This window comes from Acidovorax sp. KPB24-03 (assembly GCF_057546605.1).
In genome coordinates, this window is record NZ_BAAJYR010000692.1 from 1 (window position 1) to 1,211 (window position 1,211).

Sequence of the window (1,211 nt, forward strand, 5' to 3'; positions counted from 1 at the left end):
CGCCCCAGGGCGTCGTAGGCGAAGTGTTGCAGCAGCGGGTGTTCAAGGATGCCGGCACTCACAAGGTTGAATGAAAAGTGGCGCTTGCCCTAGCACTTGTTGCCTTAGTTGCTATTTTTTGTATAGCAAATCAAAGGGGCACCAAGCAGCGCCTCCACCGTCATTGAGGTTGAACCCTGCACCACCATAAATTCATTCTGATATCCAATTTTTGGCTCCCCCTGTAAATTTATGACATACCAATTTACAGAAATTAAAAATGTGGCTTTTTCATTCGAAATAAAATATTCCATGCCATAACAGCCATCCATTACAGAGGACAGTAAACTTATATCTTTCAAAAAGACCGCATCTTCATTGCCATCTTCACCGAAAAATATAAACCCTTCGATTGAAGGAAAATATTTTGAAAAAGAGAATTCGTGATCTTCAGTGACTAGAGATTTCGAATCACCCCCGATAGAGTAATGATTAGAAGTATTTTCAGGGCGAAATTTTTCAAAAATAATCCGCTTCATTTCGCCAAAAGATAAAGCATCAATCAGCTTTGCATCAATGCTTAACTCAGCGCATGCGGAAATTATTTCTTCAGCCTTTTTTTTTCGTACTCATTATTACTGCCTCGTTGCGGGAACGTCGTCTACAAATATATGCCCTCGAGTTCTACTTGAACCCTTACCTGGCGTTTGATATCCGATATGTGGCTGATGCGGCCCTTCACCAAGAGCGCCATTAGACTTCACATTGTTATATCCGGGAATATCCATATTGACGTTCGCCCCTCCTGGGCCACTGTATTCAACAGGAATACTTTTACCATCAGCAGTTTTCCCCCATTTTGTTACCGTGAATTGCTCCCTAGGAATACCAGTTCGACTAAATGCCTCGTCAAGTGCTGCGCGATATGAGGCTCCGCCCCTCATATCAATATCTTTGGCTGGATTGAATTTCCAGTTACTTCCAGTTAAGCCATCCCCGCAAGCCCATCCCCATGGATCAACCCAACCAACAGCATTAGGCGCATAGCGATGCAAGTTCATCCCGCCCGCCAGCCCAATCGGATCAGGCGTCGTGAACGCCCCCAGGTCTGGTCGTAGTACCGAACGTGTTGGTAGTGCAACCCCGTTTCCCGATCCAGGTACTGCCCTTGCATCCTCAAGTTCTGCGGCGCCGCCGCTGTTTGCTGACTCGCTCCGCGCCCCAGCTTTCGG

The 1,211-nt window shown here is 46.5% G+C and carries 2 protein-coding genes and 1 pseudogene; all 3 read right to left on the reverse strand.

Annotated elements, in window-relative coordinates; translation table 11 throughout:
• Nucleotides 1–104 precede the first annotated feature (104 nt).
• Nucleotides 105–518 (reverse strand): hypothetical protein, encoded by a 414-nt coding sequence (locus AC27KI_RS25245; protein ID WP_487116536.1) that lies wholly within the window; start codon nucleotides 516–518, stop codon nucleotides 105–107.
• Between the two features lie 96 nt (nucleotides 519–614).
• Complete coding sequence (locus AC27KI_RS25250) at nucleotides 615–1,040, reverse strand: polymorphic toxin type 47 domain-containing protein (protein ID WP_487116538.1); 426 nt, start codon at nucleotides 1,038–1,040, stop codon at nucleotides 615–617.
• 6 nt (nucleotides 1,041–1,046) lie between these two features.
• A pseudogene (locus tag AC27KI_RS25255) lies at nucleotides 1,047–1,153 on the reverse strand (RHS repeat-associated core domain-containing protein); the annotation flags it as partial.
• Nucleotides 1,154–1,211 lie beyond the last annotated feature (58 nt).